The 16545-nt window shown below is 63.3% G+C and carries 15 protein-coding genes; 8 read left to right on the forward strand and 7 right to left on the reverse strand.

Features of this window, described 5'->3' with window-relative positions:
- Positions 1–11: 11 nt before the first annotated feature.
- The 5 genes from AC07SZ_RS16220 (at position 12) to AC07SZ_RS16240 (ending at position 5385) form a co-directional block, all read left to right on the forward strand.
- Positions 12–1184 (forward strand): iron-containing alcohol dehydrogenase, encoded by a 1173-nt coding sequence (locus AC07SZ_RS16220; protein WP_056577625.1) that lies wholly within the window; start codon positions 12–14, stop codon positions 1182–1184.
- Positions 1185–1427: 243 nt separating this feature from the next.
- Positions 1428–2534, forward strand: coding sequence for an ABC transporter substrate-binding protein (locus AC07SZ_RS16225; protein ID WP_056577620.1), 1107 nt, complete (start codon positions 1428–1430; stop codon positions 2532–2534).
- 64 nt (positions 2535–2598) lie between these two features.
- Positions 2599–3516: an ABC transporter permease gene (locus AC07SZ_RS16230; RefSeq protein ID WP_056577616.1), complete on the forward strand. Its 918-nt coding sequence runs from the start codon at positions 2599–2601 to the stop codon at positions 3514–3516.
- Positions 3513–4304: an ABC transporter permease gene (locus AC07SZ_RS16235; RefSeq protein WP_056577612.1), complete on the forward strand. Its 792-nt coding sequence runs from the start codon at positions 3513–3515 to the stop codon at positions 4302–4304. The genes AC07SZ_RS16230 and AC07SZ_RS16235 overlap by 4 nt, the downstream gene beginning before the upstream one ends.
- 16 nt (positions 4305–4320) lie before the next feature.
- Complete coding sequence (locus AC07SZ_RS16240) at positions 4321–5385, forward strand: ABC transporter ATP-binding protein (RefSeq protein ID WP_056577610.1); 1065 nt, start codon at positions 4321–4323, stop codon at positions 5383–5385.
- A gap of 21 nt (positions 5386–5406) precedes the next feature.
- On the opposite strand, the gene AC07SZ_RS16245 is transcribed toward AC07SZ_RS16240, so the two are convergent.
- Positions 5407–6033: a glutathione S-transferase family protein gene (locus tag AC07SZ_RS16245; RefSeq protein WP_494915042.1), complete on the reverse strand. Its 627-nt coding sequence runs from the start codon at positions 6031–6033 to the stop codon at positions 5407–5409.
- A gap of 123 nt (positions 6034–6156) precedes the next feature.
- Between AC07SZ_RS16245 and AC07SZ_RS16250 the strand changes: the two genes are divergently transcribed.
- The 3 genes from AC07SZ_RS16250 (at position 6157) to AC07SZ_RS16260 (ending at position 9689) form a co-directional block, all read left to right on the forward strand.
- Positions 6157–7710, forward strand: a complete 1554-nt coding sequence (locus AC07SZ_RS16250) for a cation:proton antiporter (protein ID WP_056577606.1) — start codon at positions 6157–6159, stop codon at positions 7708–7710.
- 217 nt (positions 7711–7927) lie between these two features.
- Positions 7928–8836 carry an endonuclease/exonuclease/phosphatase family protein gene (locus AC07SZ_RS16255; RefSeq protein WP_494915044.1) on the forward strand — a complete coding sequence of 303 codons (909 nt, stop codon included), beginning with the start codon at positions 7928–7930 and terminating at the stop codon, positions 8834–8836.
- Between the two features lie 7 nt (positions 8837–8843).
- Positions 8844–9689, forward strand: a complete 846-nt coding sequence (locus AC07SZ_RS16260; protein ID WP_494915046.1) for an EamA family transporter — start codon at positions 8844–8846, stop codon at positions 9687–9689.
- 111 nt (positions 9690–9800) lie between these two features.
- Here the strand turns inward: AC07SZ_RS16260 and AC07SZ_RS16265 are convergent, their stop codons facing one another.
- From AC07SZ_RS16265 to AC07SZ_RS16290, 6 genes are all read right to left on the reverse strand, one after another.
- On the reverse strand, positions 9801–11018 hold the full coding sequence (locus AC07SZ_RS16265) for an MFS transporter (protein WP_494915048.1): 1218 nt from the start codon (positions 11016–11018) through the stop codon (positions 9801–9803).
- Between the two features lie 89 nt (positions 11019–11107).
- A complete protein-coding gene (locus AC07SZ_RS16270) occupies positions 11108–11425 on the reverse strand; it encodes a Dabb family protein (protein ID WP_494915049.1) in 318 nt (105 codons plus the stop codon).
- Positions 11426–11436: 11 nt separating this feature from the next.
- A complete protein-coding gene (locus AC07SZ_RS16275) occupies positions 11437–13065 on the reverse strand; it encodes a GMC family oxidoreductase (RefSeq protein WP_494915051.1) in 1629 nt (542 codons plus the stop codon).
- An 11-nt stretch (positions 13066–13076) separates the two neighbouring features.
- Positions 13077–13838, reverse strand: a complete 762-nt coding sequence (locus AC07SZ_RS16280) for a 3-ketoacyl-ACP reductase (protein ID WP_494915053.1) — start codon at positions 13836–13838, stop codon at positions 13077–13079.
- A complete protein-coding gene (locus AC07SZ_RS16285; RefSeq protein ID WP_494915054.1) occupies positions 13835–15340 on the reverse strand; it encodes an FAD-dependent oxidoreductase in 1506 nt (501 codons plus the stop codon). Before AC07SZ_RS16285 ends, AC07SZ_RS16280 begins: the two co-directional genes overlap by 4 nt.
- An 88-nt stretch (positions 15341–15428) precedes the next feature.
- Positions 15429–16544 carry an ABC transporter ATP-binding protein gene (locus AC07SZ_RS16290; RefSeq protein ID WP_056577580.1) on the reverse strand — a complete coding sequence of 372 codons (1116 nt, stop codon included), beginning with the start codon at positions 16542–16544 and terminating at the stop codon, positions 15429–15431.
- Position 16545 lies beyond the last annotated feature (1 nt).

Consider the following 16545-nt stretch of genomic DNA (forward strand, 5'->3'; position numbering starts at 1 on the left):
AAAGACAAGCAATGTCCAAGCTGATCTCCAAATGGAACTACCCCACCACCGTCCGCTTCGGCGCCGGGCGCATCAAGGAATTGCCAGAGGTCCTGGCGGCCACCGGCATCAAGCGGCCGCTCTTCGTCACTGATCCGGGCCTGGCGAAACTGCCGGTCGTCGCCTCGACGCTGAAGATTCTCGACGATGCCAAGGTGCCCTACGGCGTCTTCTCGGAGGTGAGACCGAACCCGGTCGAGTCCAACCTCACCGCCGGCATTGCCGTGTTCAAGAAGGGCAAGCATGATGGCGTCATCGCCTTCGGCGGCGGCTCGGCGCTCGATCTCGGCAAGCTGATCGCCTTCCAGGCGGGCCAGACGCGGCCGGTGTGGGATTTCGAGGATGTCGGCGACTGGTGGACGCGCGCCAACTCCGACGCCATCGCTCCGATCATCGCGGTTCCGACCACGGCTGGTACCGGATCGGAGGTCGGCCGCGCCGGCGTCATCACCAATGAGGAGACGCACACCAAGAAGGTCATCTTCCATCCGAAGCTGCTGCCGGCGATCGTGATCGCCGATCCGGAGCTGTCGGTTGGCATGCCTGGCTTCATCACCGCCGGCACCGGCATGGATGCGCTTGCCCACTGCCTCGAAGCCTATTGTGCGCCGGGCTACCATCCGATGGCCGATGGCATCGCTGTGGAGGGCATTCGCCTGGTGTTCGAGAACCTGCCGAAGGCCTTCGCCAACGGCAAGGACCTCGTCGCGCGCGCCCATATGATGAGCGCGGCCGCCATGGGCGCCACCGCTTTCCAGAAGGGGCTGGGCGCCATCCACTCGCTGTCGCATCCGGTCGGCGCGCTCTACGATACCCATCACGGCATGACCAATGCCGTGTTCATGCCCTATGTGCTCGCCTTCAATCGCGACTCCATCGAGGAGCGTATTGCCCGGCTCGCCGCCTATTGCGGCATCAAGGGAGGCTTCGATGGCTTTGCCAAGGCCATCATCAAGCTGCGCAAGGAGTTGAAGGTGCCGCACGCGCTTCCGGGCCTGATCAAGGGGCTCGACATGGACAAGAAACGCAAGGCGCTGATCGCGGACATGGCGGTGGTCGATCCCACGGCCGGCGGCAACCCGGTCAAGCTCACCAAGAAGGCGGCGCTGACGCTGCTGGAAAACGCTATCGCCGGCACGATCTGACGGCGTATGACTGCCAGAAAATTGATCTGGAAAATCAGGGCGAACCAAGGGGGAAAGGATGAAATGCAAGGCAGAAAGTGTTTAGCCGGAAAAATAAGTGACGGCTAATTGCTACAGTCGGTTAAAAAGAGTTAACTTTTTCTGCTGCCGGCCAAGGGTTTCACAAAGCTTTCATCTGGCTGTCACATGAAAACGATACCGCATCGCAGGCGTTCAACAGCGTCAGTTCAACGGAGAGAACACATGTTCAAATTCACGGGGAAGGTGCTTTCCCTTTCGGCCGCGACCCTTATGGTGTCGTCGGTGATTTCGTCCGCGGCTTCGCTGGACGATCTCGTCAAGGCGGCGAAGGCCGAGGGCCAACTCACCACCATCGCGCTGCCGCATGACTGGTGCGGCTACGGCGACGTCATCGCCGGCTTCAAGGCGAAGTATCCGGAAATCACCATCAACGAACTCAACCCCGATGCCGGCTCCGGCGACGAGGTCGAGGCTATCAAGGCCAACAAGGACAACAAGGGCCCGCAGGCACCCGACGTCATCGACGTTGGCCTGTCCTTCGGCCCGACCGCCAAGGCCGACGGCCTGCTGATGCCTTACAAGGTGTCGACCTGGGACTCGATCCCGGACAGCGCCAAGGATGCCGATGGCGCCTGGTACGGTGACTATTATGGCGTTCTCTCGTTCATGGTGAACAAGGACCTGGTCAAGGAATCGCCCAAGGACTGGGCCGATCTCCTGAAGCCGGAATTCGCCAATTCGGTCGCGCTTGCCGGTGATCCGCGCGCTTCCAACCAGGCCATCCAGGCCGTCTACGCCGCCGGCCTTTCCGGTGGCGCGGCTGCTGGTGAAGCCGCCGGCACCGCTGGCCTCGACTTCTTCAAGAAGCTCAACGCCGCCGGCAATTTCGTTCCGGTCGTCGGCAAGCCGGCAACGCTCGCCCAGGGCCAGACCCCGATCCTGATCAACTGGGACTACAATGCGCTCGCCGGCCGCGATACGCTGAAGGGCAACCCGCCCGTCGACGTCATCGTGCCGAAGACCGGTGTGGTCGCCGGCGTCTATGTGCAGGCGATCAGCGCCTATGCGCCGCATCCGAACGCAGCCAAGCTGTGGATGGAATACCTCTATTCCGACGAAGGCCAGATCGGCTGGCTGAAGGGCTATTGCCACCCGATCCGCTTCAACGATCTCGCCAAGAACGGCAAGATCCCCGCGGACGTGCTGGCCAAGCTGCCGCCGGCGGAATCCTATGCCTCGGCCGCGTTCCCGACGCTCGACGAGCAGGGCAAGGCCAAGGAAGCGATCAGCAAGAACTGGGACGCCGTTGTCGGCGCCAACGTGAAGTAAGACTTGAAATCCACCGGGCGGCCGCGAGGCCGCCCGGTTTTCCCTCGAAGACGGTAGCCGGCGCATGACCGATCTTACGCTTTCAAATCAGGCACTCGCCACCAAGCCCGCGCCGCCGAACGAGGCGACCGCCTTCCGCCTGCCGACGCAATGGATCGGCGTGGCGCCCTTCTTCATCTTTGCCCTGATGTTCTTGATCCTGCCCACGCTTTATCTCGTGCTGGGCGCGTTTCAACGCGGTGACGGCTCCTTCACCCTGGACAACATCCTGCAGCTGGTCACCGACCCGTCGATCAGCGCCTCCTATTGGGTTTCGATCAAGATCAGTTTCTGGTCGGCCATCATCGGCGCCTTTGCCGGCCTCGCAATAGCCATCGCCATCGTGCGTGGCGGCCTGCCAGGCTGGACGCGCTCCGCAACCCTGACTTTTTCGGGTGTCGCCTCCAATTTTGCCGGCTTGCCGCTGGCGTTCGCGTTCCTGGCAACGCTTGGCCGCGTCGGCATCGTCACCACGCTTTTGCGTGACGTCCTCAATATCAATATCTATGCGATGGGCTTCAATTTCCTCACCACTTCGGGCCTGATCGCGGTCTATCTGTTCTTCCAGATCCCGCTGATGGTGGTCATCATCGTGCCGGCCATCGACGGATTGAAGAAGGAATGGGGCGAGGCGGCGGCCACGCTTGGCGCCACGCAGTCGCAGTATTGGCGCATGGTGGTCATTCCGGTGATATGGCCGAGTTTCCTCGGCACCGTCATCCTCCTGTTCGCCAATGCGTTCGGCGCCATCGCCACGGCTTACGCCTTTGCCGGTCCGGCGCTCAACATCGTTCCCATCAAGCTCTATTCGCAAATCAATGGTGACGTGCTGCACAATCCGCAGCTTGGCTATGCCATCGCCTTCGGCATGATCGTCATCACGGGCTTGGCCAACGTCTTCTACATCTGGTTCCGGACTCGCTCCGAAAGGTGGCTCAAATGAAGTCGGGTAAGTTCTGGGCCTGGGTCATCTTCATTGTCGGCGCGGCTTATTTCTTCATACCGCTGATGGCGACGGTCGAGTTCTCGTTGCGCATGCGCCGCGGCGTTCATTCCTTCGACGCCTATCGGATCGTGCTCGGCGACGCGCGCTTCCAGTCGACCTTCCTGTATTCGGTGATCGCGGCCATCTTCACCATCATACTCGGAGTGCTGATCGTGGTGCCGGCGGCCTATTGGATCCGGCTGCGTCTGCCGCAGCTCAGGCCGATCGTCGAATTCATCACCTTGCTGCCGCTGGTCATTCCGGCCATCGTCATCGTTTTCGGCTATATCAGGATGTACGGCTCGAATTCGCCGCTGCCGTTCCTGGGAAGCAATATGGGTGCGAACGCCCTGCTGGTCATCGGTTATGCAACGCTGTCGCTGCCTTACATGTACCGCGCCGTCGACACCGGCCTGCGCACCATCGATGTGCGCACGTTGACGGAAGCGGCCCAGATCCTGGGTGCCGGCTGGGGCACGATCATTGGCCGTGTCATCCTGCCCAATGTTCTGATTGCCGTGCTGTCGGGCGCCTTCCTCACCTTTGCCATCGTCATCGGCGAGTTCACCATGGCGAGCCTGCTCAACCGCCCGGCCTTTGGCCCCTATCTGCAGAATATCGGCGCCAACCGTGCTTATGAGCCCGCGGCTCTTGCCATCATCGCTTTCGCCATTACCTGGGGCTGCATGTCGCTCATCCAGATCCTGTCCCGCTTCGCGCCGAAATCGGCGAACCGACCGAATTGACCTGAGAGAAAAAGCCATGGCCGAGCCATTTCTGTCCATCCAGCATGTGCGAAAGTCCTACGGTTCCAATACCGTGGTCCAGGATTTCAGCCTCGATGTCGAGCCGGGCGAATTCGTCTCGTTCCTTGGACCGTCCGGCTGCGGCAAGACAACGGTGCTGCGCATGGTCGCCGGCTTCGAGGAGCCGTCGGCCGGCAAGATCGTCGTGGCCGGCAAGGACATTACGCGCCTGAAGCCCAACCAGCGCAATGTCGGCATGGTGTTCCAGGCCTACGCGCTGTTCCCGAACCTGACCGTGGCACAGAACATCGCTTTCGGGCTGAAGGTCGCCGGCATGTCGAAGGCCGATGCCGACAAGCGCGTCGCCGAGATGCTCGACATGATCAAGCTGCCGCAGATGGCCGACCGCTATCCCTACCAGCTCTCAGGCGGCCAGCAGCAGCGCATCGCGCTGGCGCGCGCGATCGCGCCGAAACCGAAGCTCCTGCTGCTCGACGAGCCGCTGTCGGCGCTGGACGCCAAGGTGCGCGTGTCGCTGCGCGAGGAAATACGCTCCATCCAGAAGAAGCTCGGCATCACCACCATCTTCGTCACCCATGACCAGGAAGAGGCGCTGTCGATCTCCGACCGCATCGCCGTCATGTATGGCGGCAAGGCCGAGCAGGTGGGCACGCCGTTCGAGATCTACAACCGGCCGGCGACCAAGTTCGTCGCCAATTTTGTCGGCACGCTCAACGTGCTCGAAGGCAAGGTCACCGACGCCGCGGCCGGCACGGTTCAGGTCAACACGCAGGAAGTCTCGCTCAAGGGCAAGCTCAACGGCTCGAAGTCCGGCGACACGCTGTCGCTGGCGCTGCGGCCGGAAGCGATTTCGCTCGGCCGCCAGCCCGGCCGCGATTCCAGCCTGTCCGGCGAGATTTCCGAAGTGCACTTCCTCGGCTCGGTGATCCGGGTTCGTGTCGGCATTGGCGGCAACACGGTGTCGCTCGATACGTTCAACAGTCCGGCCACACCGCCGCCCGCCGTTGGCGAAAAGGCCGAGATTTCGTTCTCGTCGGGCGATATGCTGGTCCTTCATTGAAAATGCCGTTGAGCGCGGACCTCAAGCCGGCGCAATGAACGGCTGCGATATCTCCTGAAAGGCAGCCAAGGCCTCCATACGCTTGGCGTGTGCGCCGAGAGCGGGGAAATCGGCCAGCGACACCAGTCCCGGATGCGCCTCGCCGATAAAACGCAGCACCGCGGCGACCGCGATATCGGCATGACCGATATGGTCGCCGAACCAATACGCTGTCGGACGTTCGGCCCGTTCGGCCTCCAGCACGGCGAGCACCGCCTCTATCTGCATGCGGCAGCGCCCGACCCAGAGCTCGGAGAGTTTCTCGTGCAGCCGCTTCTCGTAAAACAGGCTGACCGCCTTGTCGCCGAGCCCGGTGGCCAGGGCTGAGACCTTCAGCGCCTGATGACGCATGGGCTCGCTCACCGGAAACATCCTGCGATCGGCCGGAACAAGGCTGTCGAGATAGTCGAGTATCAAATGGCTTTCGATCAGCACCTCGCCATTGTCCAGCACCAAGGTCGGCACGCGCGTCAGCGGATTGTAGGGACGGATCTTCTCGGCATCGCCGAAGGCCGACCAGGGACGGTGCTCGAAGGAGATGCCATACATGGTCAGCGCGATGCCGACACGGCGCACGAAGGGCGAGTCATATTGGCCGATGAGGATCATACCGGTCTTTTAAGCGGGAGGTGGTTTGACGCCTACTGCCAGAGGGCTTGAGTTTGATGGCCAATCCACCGCATCCTGCAGGCATATCCGCGCCGGCAATCCCGTCTCACGGAAGTACCGCCCATGGCTCTTTTCGAACTGACGCTTGTCCTGCTTTTGACTGCCGTCGCGCTGACGGCGCTGTCGCGGCGGCTGGAGATACCCTATCCGTCGCTGCTGGCCTTGGCCGGGGTTGCGATCGCCTTCGTGCCCGGTGCGCCAATGATCGAGATCGATCCGGAACTGGCGCTTGCGCTGTTCATCGCGCCGGTGCTTCTCGATGCCGCCTATGACACCTCGCTGCGCGACCTGAAGCGCTACAGGCTGTCGCTGGTGCTGCTGGCGCTTGGCGCCGTTGTCTTCACCACTGTCGTCGTCGCCTTCGTCGGCTGGAAGATGGCCGGCCTGCCAATAGCGGCGGCGATCGCGCTCGGCGCCATCGTCGCGCCGCCGGACGCGGTGGCGGCATCCGCGGTACTGGGGCAATTCAAGGTGCCGCACCGCATCACCGCCATCCTGCAGGGCGAGAGCCTGCTCAACGATGCCACGGCCCTCCTGATCTACCGGCTGGCCGTTTCGTCGGCGCTCGGCTCGATCATGCTGAGCAACGCCATTCCGACGATCTTGCTGTCGACCATTGGCAGCCTGGTCGCTGGATATGTGCTTGGTCGCTTCTCGCTGCTGACGCTCACCCGCATCGAGGATGCGGCGAGCAGCACCGTGGTGCAGTTTGCCGGCACATTCGGCGTGTGGATCCTGGCCGACAGGCTCGGTCTTTCCGCCATCATCACCATCGTCGTCTACGCCATCACCATCGCGCGCCGGGCGCCGCGCCGCATGTCGGCGAGACGCCGCGTCAGCACCTATTCGGTCTGGGAGTCGGCGGTGTTCGTGCTCAACGTGCTGGCTTTCGTGCTGATGGGCCTGCAGGCACGTTCGATCGTCGGCCGGCTCTCCGGCCAAGGGCAGGGTGAAGCCTTTCTCTTTGCCGCGACGGTGCTGGTTGTCGTCATTGTGGCACGTCTCGTCTGGGTGGCGAGTTACGTTGCGATCATCCGGTGGTTCGCCCGCTTCGGCGGCGAAGACCGGAGGCGGGACGTGCCGACGTATCGCGGCGCGGTGCTCGTCGGCTGGTGCGGCATGCGCGGGCTTGTGACGCTGGTGGTGGCCATTGCCCTGCCGGCGGGTTTTCCCGGCCGCGATCCGATCGTGCTTGCCGCCTTCGCTGTGGTCCTGGGCACGCTGGTGCTGCAGGGCATGAGCCTGAAACCCCTGCTGCGGATACTCAACTTCGAACGGGATACCACGATAGACCGCGAGGTGGCCCAGGCTCGCGTCGCGATCATGCAGGCGGCACTCGACGTGTTGAGCCGCAAGAATTCGGCGGCCGCGGCTGTCGTGCGCGAACAGTACGAGGCCCAGCGTGTTATCGCCGAAAACCCGGAGGACGCACAGGCGGCAACCGAATACGACCGGTTGCGCCTCTACGCCATCAATCGCCAGCGCGACACGCTGGAGGAGTTGCGCCGCAACGGCACGATCGGCGACGAGGCCTATCATCGGCTGGAGGAAGAGATCGACTGGGCGGAGTTGGCGGCGTCGCCTGCGGGCCGGTTCCAGCCGCTGACGACGGATTAGGACGGTCCACCGCCGGACCTGACCCCCGGGGCGTTGGCAGGAGACGCCTCGCGGCGTTTTCCGGCGCGCGGAGAATACCGAAGCGATCCGGAATCGGTGCATGATCGCACAGCAGGGGCAGGGGAGGCTTCTGGCCCAAGCCGCTGCCATTCTCCTGCACATTGCAACCGATCCACCGAACCGCTACTGCCATCGCCGAAAGTGAGCCGGATAAGCAATGAAGCTGGTCAGCTACAACATCCAGTACGGGTTCGGCGGCGACGGGCGCTACGATCTTTCGCGCGCGGCGCGGGTCGTCGAGGGCGCCGACATCATTGCGTTTCAGGAGGTTGAACGTCACTGGCAGCGCAGCAATTTCGACGACCAGCCGGAACTGCTGTCGCGCCTGCTGCCCGACTATCACTGGGTTTACGGGCCGGCCTTCGACATGGATGCGAGCGAGCGGCGCGACGGCCGCCTGATCAACCGGCGCCGGCAATTCGGCACCATGGTGCTGTCAAGACTGCCGATCGTCTGGTCTCGGCTGCATGCGTTGCCGATGCGCCGGACGCTGCGGCCGCTCAACACCCGCAACGCGGCACTCGAATGCATGATCCGCACGCCCGCCGGTCCGGTGCGGGTGTTTTCCCTGCATCTCGCCCATATCGCCGCGGAAGAGCGGCTTGAACAGATCGACTATCTGCTGGCCGAGCATCGCCGCGCGCCGTCCGACGGCGGGCCGTGGAGTGGCACTGACGACGAACCTTCGCGAAACTGGACCAGCGGCGAGGCCGAGCCCGAAAATCCGTTGGCGGCGATCTGGATGGGCGATTTCAACATGGAGCCGGGCAGCGACGAATACCGCCGCATCGTCGGCAGCACGCCCTATCATCGCGGTGCCGCCTATCTCGACGGCTTCGTCGATGCGGCTTCCGTCGCCGGCGAACCGGCCGCCGATTTTCACACGCATGAGAAGATCATCGACGGCAGATTGGCAAAGCGCCGGCTCGACCATTGTTTCGTCGGCGGGGTGTTCGCCGGACGGGTGCGCTCGGTGGGATCCGACATAGGCGAGGTGGCGTCCGACCACTTCCCGGTCTGGATCGATGTCGATCTCGAGACGCCCTTCGGCTTGGGAGGTCGATAAGCCTGAAATGACGCTTTTCGTCTTCTTCGCGGTGCTTGCCGCCGCCGCCATGCACGCGATCTGGAACGCGCTGGTCAAGGTCCATCTCGACCGCTTCCTGTCGATCACGCTGATGACGCTTGGCATGGGCGCCGCCGCACTCGTGGTGCTCCCCTTCGTCGAAGTGCCGAAGGCCGAGGTGTGGCCCTACATCATCGCCTCGGTCATCTTCCACATGGGCTACCGCACCTTCCTGATCGGCGCCTACCAAGCGGGCGATTTCGCCCAGACCTATCCGCTGGCGCGCGGCACGGCCCCTTTGCTGGCCGCGATTGGCGGCATGTTCGTCGTCGCCGAAGTACCCGCGCCGCTTGCCATTGTCGGCATACTGCTTTTGTCGGCCGGCACGCTGGTGATGTCGTTTCGCGGCGGCGCGCATCTGGAGAAGCTCAATCTGCGCGCGGTCGGTTTCGCCTTCGGCACCTCGGTCTTCATCGCCAGCTACACCTTGTCCGACGGCAGCGGCGCGCGGCTGGCGGTAACGGCGCAGAGCTACGCCGCCTGGCTGTTCGTCTGCGATGCTTTTGGCGCGCTGGTGCTGTGCCTGATTTTTCGTGGCCCCAAGGCGCTTCCCGTCCTGGCGCGCGACTGGAAGACCGGGCTGTTCACCGGCGTGCTCAGCGGTGCGGCATACTGGATCGTGATGTGGGCGATGACCAAGGCGCCGATCGCCTCGGTGGCGTCGCTGCGCGAGACCTCGATCCTGTTCGCCATGATGATCTCGGTTTACGCGCTCGGCGAGAAGATGACGGGCTGGCGCGGCGCGGCCGCGCTCAGCATTGTCGCCGGCGTCATCGCCCTCAGACTGGGCTAGAGCAATTCACCGTTTCACGGAAACGGCGAACCACTCTAACTCCTTGTTTTGACGCAATTCCGGACGGAAAACCGCTCACACTTTTCCTGGAATTGCTCTAGCTAGCCCTCGTCAACCCAGCACCGTCATCACCTGGCCGCGTCGTTCCGGGCTGAAGCGGATGACGACGATGATGCAGACGGCGACCACGCCGGCGAACAGCGCCAGCGCGTAGCCATAGCTGCCGCCGGGCGCCTCGGCGATTCCCGCCTGGTACGGGCCGCCATAGGAGGCGGCAAGATTGCCGGCCTGATAGATGAAGCCGGGCAAGGTCGCCCGGACCGCGCCCGGCGAAAGCTCGTTAAGATGCACCGGGATGACGCCCCAGGCGCCCTGGACCGCGACCTGCATGACGAAGGCGCCGATGGCCAGCATGAAGGGCGTGGTGCTGTAGGCCCAGAGCGGGATCGACGGCAGGGCGATCAGGCAGGCCAGCGTGATGGCGTTGACGCGGCCGATCTTCTCGGACAGCGCGCCAAATGCCAGGCCGCCGACAATGGCGCCGAGATTGGCGACGATGGTGATCCAACTCACGGTGTGCGGGTCGAAGCCGTGCTGCTTCTTCAGGAAGGTCGGGTAGAGATCCTGCGTGCCGTGGCTGAAGAAGTTGAAGAACATCATCAGGACGACGGCATAGAGCGCGACGCCCCAGTGCTTCCGCAGCGTTTCCAGCAGCCCCGGCTTCACCGATTTGCGCGCCTCGACGAAAGCGGGCGATTCCGGCACGTGCGAGCGGATGAAGAGCACGATGAGCGCCGGCACGAAGGAGAGCAGGAACATGGCGCGCCAGCCGATCGTATAGCCGCCGATGGTCTGCTGATAAAGCAGGCCATAGACCACCGCCGCCAGCAGGTAACCTGCGGGGTAACCGCATTGCAGGATGCCCGAGACCATGCCGCGGGCGCTCGGCGGGATGGATTCCATGGCGAGCGAACTGCCGAGCCCCCATTCGCCGCCCATGGCGATGCCGAACAGAGCGCGCAGCGCCAGGAAAATACCGAGATTGGGCGAGAAGGCGGCGAGCGCGCCAATCACCGAATAGCTGACGATGTTGAGCATGAGCATGGGTTTGCGCCCATATTTATCGGCGAGCATGCCAAAGAAGCACGCACCGATGAAGCGCGTCGCCAAGGTCAGGAACAGTGCCTTTGAGACTGCCGGGACATCCGTGTGGAATTCACTTGCAATATCGGTGAGCAGGAATGTCAGAAGGAAGAAATCAAAAGCGTCGAGCGTCCAGCCCAGAAATGAGGCCAGAACGGTTTTCTTCTGCTCGGCAGTGAGATTCAAGGCATCCTCCTTTGGTCCCCCAAAGGAACGATATGTCGCCCTGCTCGCAAAAGAGAACAGCGATCAGCCGGCTTTCGAAGAGCCGCTGGTCACTTTTTCGTAAGATCGAGATCGAAGACCATCAATCCATCTGTGCCGCCTTCGAGTGCGGCGACCAGTCTTGCGCCGGCGCGTTGGTGCGCTTCATGCACGAGATAGGCGTCGCGCGCGGCGGCATCGCGGAAATCGATGGTGAAGCCATGATTGAAGCCGCGCCCGAAAGGCTCCGGGCTGACATTGGTGCTGAAGTGGACGGTGTCCATGCCGTCGATCACCTGCCGCAGCGCTTCCAGGTCGGCATGGATCGCCGCGCGCTCGCTGTCGGGGACATCATCGCGAAACCTGACGAAGACACAGTGCCTGATCATTTTCTTTCCTTTCAAGCAGCCCGGTTTCCGGAAAACACAGCCGGCGGTAGCGGTTCGCGACCGAGAATCAGGTCGGCGCCCTTTTCACCGACCATGATCGTGGGTGCATTGGTGTTGGAGGAGGGCACGCGCGGCATCACCGAGGCGTCGCAGACGCGCAAGGCTTCGATACCGCGCAGCCGCAGGTCCGATGTCACCACGGCCATGTCATCGTGGCCCATGCGGCAGGTGCCGACAGGATGGTGATCGGTCTTCGCGGTGCGGCAGGCATAGTCGACCAGCTCGTCATCGCTGGCCAGCGACGGGCCGGGCAGCACTTCGCGCAGCACGTAAGGGGCAAGCGCCTTCTGTCGCATGATCTCGCGCGCCAGCCGCAGCCCCTTGAGCGACATGGCCCGATCGTAGGGATCGGACCAGTAGTTCGGGTCGATCAGCGGATGGTCGGCCGGGTCGGCGCTCTTCAGCCGCACCGTGCCGCGCGAGCGCGGCCGCAGGAAAGCCGAGTTCAAGGTGACACCGGGATTGTTCAGCTTCTCGACGCCGGCCTCGATACCGGAGCCGAGACCCAGGTGAAACTGGATGTCGGGCGAGGCGGCGGTCGGATCGGCGTACCAGAAGCCACCGGTTTCGAACAGGCTGGAGGCTACCGGCCCCTTCTTGAGCAGCAGGTACTGCAGGCCAGCCCAGGCCGTGCGGTGCAGCTTGGTGTAGTTGTCGTAAGTATGGTCGCCGGTGCACTCGGCGATGACGAACAGATCGAGATGGTCCTGCATGTTGGAGCCGACGCCAGGCAGGTCGTGTACCGGCGTGACGCCGACCGATTTCAGATGATCGGCCGGACCGATGCCCGATTGCATCAACAGTTTCGGCGAGCCGATGGCGCCGGACGAAACGATCACCTCGCGATCGGCGCGCAGGATTTTCTTCTCACCCCCGGGGCGGTCGACGACCTCTACACCGATGGCGCGGCCCTTCTCGACGACGATACGGGTCACCAGCACGTCGGTTCGCACGGTGAGGTTCTTGCGTGCGCGGATCGGCTTGAGATAGGCGACCGAAGCGGATGAACGCCGGGCGTCCTTCTGCGTCAGTTGGTAATAGCCGACGCCTTGCTGGCTGGCGCCGTTGAAATCCGGATTGAAGGGAATACCCATCTCCTGGCCGGCGCGGAAATAGGCCTCGCAGATCGGCAGCGGCGAGATCGGATTCGATACGCCCAGCGGCCCCTGATCGCCATGGAAATCGTTGGCGTAGCGCTGGTTGTTCTCTGCGCGTTTGAAGTAGGGCAGCACATCACGATAGCCCCAGCCGGCGAGGCCCTCTTCCTTCTCCCAGGCGTCGTAGTCGCGGGCGTTGCCGCGCGTGTAGATCTGGGCGTTGATGGAGGAGCCGCCGCCGACCACCTTGGCCTGCGTGTACCAGAAGACGCGGTCCTTCATGTTCTTCTGCGGCACGGTCGACCAGCCCCAGGACGCGATGCCCTTGGTCATCTTGGCGAAGCCCGCCGGCATATGGATGTAGGGATGCCAGTCCTTGCCGCCGGCTTCGAGCAGCAGCACCGAATTCGCCGGATCCTCGCTCAGCCGGTTGGCCAGAACGCAGCCGGCCGGGCCGGCGCCTACGATGATGTAATCGGTCATGTCGCTTCCACTTACAATCGCGGCACGGAGAGCGCGCCGTCGACATTGATGATCGAGCCGGTCGAAAAGCCGAGCTTGCCGGCGGCAAGCGTCGCCACCACCGCGCCGATGTCGGTTGCTTCGCCCCAGCGCTTGGCCGGCACCAGCCCGGCCTCGATCAAGGCATCGTATTTGGCGGTCACGCCTGCCGTCATGTCGGTGCGGATGATGCCCGGCCGCAGCTCGAACACGCCGATGTTCTCCGGGGCAAGCCTGAGCGCCAGGTTCTTCACCCACATGGAAAGGCCGGCCTTGGAGATGCAGTAGTCGGAGCGTTCCGGCGAAGCCATGTCAGCGCTGACCGAGGTGATGGTGATGATCGATCTTTTGTGATCGCCCGGTGCGGCCAGCATCGCCTTGGCGACCGCCTGGCTGAGAAACACGGTGCCGCGCAGATTGATGCCGAGCGTACGGTCGAAATTCTCCGGTTTCAGCTCCAGCAGGTCGCCGCGTACCACGGCACCGACGCCGGCATTGTTGACAAGGCAATCTATGCGGCCGAAGGCGCGCATGGCGGCATCGACCAACACAGGGTGATCGTTGAGGTTTGCGATGTCGCATTTGATGTAGGCGAACTTCCCACCACGCCCGGCGATGTCGGCGGCAAGCCTGTCCGGCGCTTGTTCAGCGAGGTCAGCGACCAGAATGTCGAAACCTGAATCCGCCAGCGCCTCGACGCAGGCTAGCCCGATGCCGCGCGCACCGCCCGTGACGATGGCCGACGGGCGGGTCATGCCACGAGGTCCGACTTGCGGATATGGTCGGCCACGCGCAGCGCCTGAGCTGCGATCGACAGCGCCGGGTTCACGGCAGCCGAGTTGGGCAGGAAACTGGCGTCGACGACGAACAGGTTCTGGTGGTCGAACGACCGGCAGAACGGATCGAGCGGTGAAGTCGCCGGATCGTCGCCCATCTTGACCGTGCCGCACTGGTGCGAGGGGGTGCGTTTGTCGAAGGGGCGCGAGAGCACGATGGGATAACCGCAGGCGCGGAAGTTTTCGCGCATCACCCTGGTCAGGCCGTCAAGCGACTGCATGTTGGAGCGCCGCCATTGCATGACGATGTCGTTGCCGTCGACCATGATGCGGCTTTCGGGATCCGGCAGGTCCTCGCACATCAGGTACCAGTCGACAGCGTGGCCGGCCATGTAATCGAGCGCGAATCTCGGCATCGTCTTCACATTGGCCTTCAGCATGTTGCCGTCGATCTTGCCGAGCAACTGGACATTGCCCAGTGGTTTGCCGCCCTTGCCGTCCGAGAGATAGTAGTCGTTCAGCATCAGCGTCTTCTGGTAGACGGCATCGTTTCTGCGGCGCGGGTCGATGGCCAGCATGGCGCTGGAATTGTGGTTCATGAAATTGCGGCCGATCTGGTCGGAGCGGTTGGCAAGGCCCTTGCCGCTGTTGGCTGACGGCGAACGCAGCAGGATGACGGCGGAATTGACCGCGCCGGCGGACAGGATGACCAGTTTTGGCGTGACTTTCTTCGCCTCGCCATTCTGCCGGTAATGAATGGCGGCGATGTTTTTAGCATCGGGCGCCGCTTCAAGATATTCGACATAGCAGCCGGTCTCGAGCCGGATGTTGCTGTCCTTCAACGCTGCCGCGAGCGGTGCCGTCTGGGCGTCCATCTTGCCCTGACCGGTGTTTGGGAAAGCGTCCCAGCCGGTTCTGCCTTCTTTCAGCCAGGTGTCGATGTCGACGCCGAGCGGCAGCGAGGCCGGATGCAGGCCCAGCCCCTTGAGTTCGGCGCGGGCGCGGGCGATCGGCGCTTCGTCGGGCACCGGCTTGTAGGCGTAGGGGATCGAGTGGAACGGCTCGGTCGGGTCTTCCCCCAGCGTGCCGCGCACGCGAAAGAGCTGCTCTGCCTTCGAATACCAGGGCTCGAACTCGTCATAGGAAAACGGCCATGCCGGAGAGACTCCGCCGAAATGCTCCATGGCGGAGAAATCTTCCTTGCGGTAGCGGATCAGCACCGCCCCGTAGAATTTCGAATTGCCGCCGACATAATAGTAATTGCCAGGATTGAAGGCGGCTCCGCCGGCTTCGCGCCACATCTCCTTCGGCCGGTAGTGGCCGTCGACGAAGATGGAGCGCGTGTCGCGCGCATGCGGCGTTGCGGGCAGGGGCTCGCCGCGCTCCAGCATCAGGATCGAGGCGCCGCTGCCGGCCAGACCGGAGGCGATCGTGGCGCCGCCGATGCCGGAGCCGATGATGACGATGTCTGGATTTGTCATGGCCTAAATCGCGTCCCGACGCGCTTTAGGTTTTTGTTTTGATGCATGTCGTTGCCCCAAAACCGGATCCACTTTTGGGCGACATACATCAGCGTATGCGGTTCTCGGTCGCCGGATCGAAGAACACCGCCTTGGTCAGGTTGAAGGCAAGTGGCGTGTTGGTGCCCGGCTGGATGTTGGCGTCGGCGCGCAGCCGCGCCACCACGCCCTTGCCGCCGAGATTGGTGACGGCGAAGGTGTCGGAGCCGGCCGGTTCGACGACTTCGATGTGCAGGTCGGCGGTGGCGATGTTGGAGGCATTGCGCTCGGCGCCTTCCGGATCGGTCAGCGCTTCCGGCCGCACGCCGAAGATGATCGGCTTGCCCTGGAATGCCGAGAGACCGGCCGGCGCATTGGCCATCGGCAGCGTGATCGGCTCGCGCGCCTCGCGCTGCAGCACGACGGACAGCGCATTCCCCGAGGTGGCGATGGTCGCCGGGATCAGGTTCATGGCCGGCGAACCCATGAAGTCGGCAACGAACAGGTTGCTCGGGTTGTTGTAGATTTCGGCCGGCGTGCCGAATTGCTGCACCTCGCCGTCGCGCATCACGGCGATCTTGGTGGCCAGCGTCATCGCCTCGATCTGGTCGTGGGTGACGTAGACGATGGTTGTGCCTGTCGTGGCGTGGAGGCGCTTGATCTCGATGCGCATGTCGACGCGCAGCTTGGCGTCGAGGTTGGACAGCGGCTCGTCGAACAGGAACAGTTTGGGGTCGCGCACCAGCGCCCGGCCCATGGCGACGCGCTGGCGCTGGCCGCCCGAAAGCTGGCTTGGCTTGCGCTGCAGGAGATGGCCGATCTGCAGCACCTTGGCCACCTTGTCGATCGCCTTCTGGCGCTCGTCGGCGGGCACGCCGCGCATTTCCATGCCGAAGGAGATGTTCCCGGCCACCGTCATGTTCGGGTAGAGCGCATAGCTCTGGAACACCATGGCGATGTCGCGCTTGGACGGGTGCAGATCGTTGATGGCGCGGCCGTCGACACGGATCTCGCCCTCCGTGATCTGCTCCAGGCCGGCGATGGTGTTGAGCAAAGTGGACTTGCCGCAGCCTGACGGGCCGACCAGCACCAGGAAGCCGCCCTTTTCGAGTTCGACATTGATGCCCTTCAGGATCTCAACATTCCCGAAGCGCTTCTTCAGCCCATCAATTTCCAGAAAAGCCATG

The organism is Mesorhizobium sp. GW821-FHT07A06, assembly GCF_059419085.1.